We start from the raw sequence: 1,307 nt of genomic DNA on the forward strand, positions 1-1,307 counted from the left end.
GGGGGAGTCGTATAAGGCAGAGTTATTGTTTAAGCTTCAGTTCACCACCGCTGACCGTACCCCGCAGGGTAAAGCTATCGTCAAAAATAGCGAAGTTGGCAAACTGCCCAACCGCAATGCTCCCCATCTCATTGTCAACATGAATGGCTTTTGCTGCATTGACGGTAGCCATGCGCATCACAGCCTGGGACTCAATCCCTGCGCGAATGCTGTTGGCCACCGCTTCAATCATGGTGAGTGCGGAGCCGGCAAGGGTGCCATCAGCATTGGAGCACTTGCCATCCTTGTGGTAGATAGTTTGTCCCGAGAAGACAAAGGTTGCCATATCAGTGCCAGCTGGTGTGGTCGCATCGGTCACCAGTACCAGGCGATCCTGCATCAGACGATGGGCAATGCGCAGGTTTTCCCATGACAGGTGATGACCATCAGCAATGATACCGGCTCCCATAGAATGACTGTCAAAAATGGCACCTACCACACCAGGCTCGCGGCTGCCCAGGGGACTCATGGCGTTATGCAGGTGGGTGGCAAAGGTTGCACCGGCCTTTTCTGCCGCCCTGGCCTGTTCACAGGTGGCATTGGTGTGGCCGATGGAAACGATAATGCCCGCTTTACTCAGCTTTTCAATGGTTCCTTCCGGGCAGACTTCCGGTGCCAGTGTCACCATGGCAATGGCATCGGCATTGTCACAGAAAAAGTCGATCATTGCAGAAGATGGCTCACGGATGTAGTCCGGATCATGAATGCCTTTGCGCTGAAGACTCAGGTAAGGACCTTCCAGGTGAACACCGGGTACACGATCCGGATGCATGGCCATGTAGTCACGGGTGACATTAACTGCTTGTCGTATATCCTCATCACTGCTGGTAATCAGCGTAGGAAGAAATGCCGTACAGCCTGAACGGAGATTTGTTTTGTGGATGATATCCAGCGTATTGATGGAGATATCACTGTTAAAAAGTACACCACCACAGCCGTTTAATTGCAGATCGATAAAACCGGGGCTTAACGTAAGACCTCGGATGTCTACTTTTTTCAGACTGTCATCACCCTGATGATCACCGGCAATATCTTCTGCCCTGCCAATGGCCGAAATTCGGCCATTCTCTATGATGATGGTATCAATCGACGCCTGCCCCGGATTACCGGTTAACGGTTTGAAATTAACCAGGGCGTAAGTCTTTTCCGGGCTGATGATAAGCTCCGCAGACATATCAAAAGTCCTTGATATTCTCAGATTCGATATCCTGGAAGTAGCGTAGAGTGCGAACTTTCAGGTCCAGCGTTGCAGGATCATCACAGATCAT

The 1,307-nt window shown here is 51.1% G+C and carries 1 protein-coding gene; it reads right to left on the reverse strand.

The window, feature by feature from the left end; translation table 11 throughout:
- Window positions 1-22: 22 nt before the first annotated feature.
- Window positions 23-1,213, reverse strand: coding sequence for an N-acetylglucosamine-6-phosphate deacetylase (nagA, locus tag KDK13_RS07090; RefSeq protein WP_257284276.1), 1,191 nt, complete (start codon window positions 1,211-1,213; stop codon window positions 23-25).
- Between the last annotated feature and the right edge of the window lie 94 nt (window positions 1,214-1,307).

The organism is Endozoicomonas sp. SESOKO1 (assembly GCF_024606265.1).
Lineage (GTDB): Bacteria > Pseudomonadota > Gammaproteobacteria > Pseudomonadales > Endozoicomonadaceae > Endozoicomonas.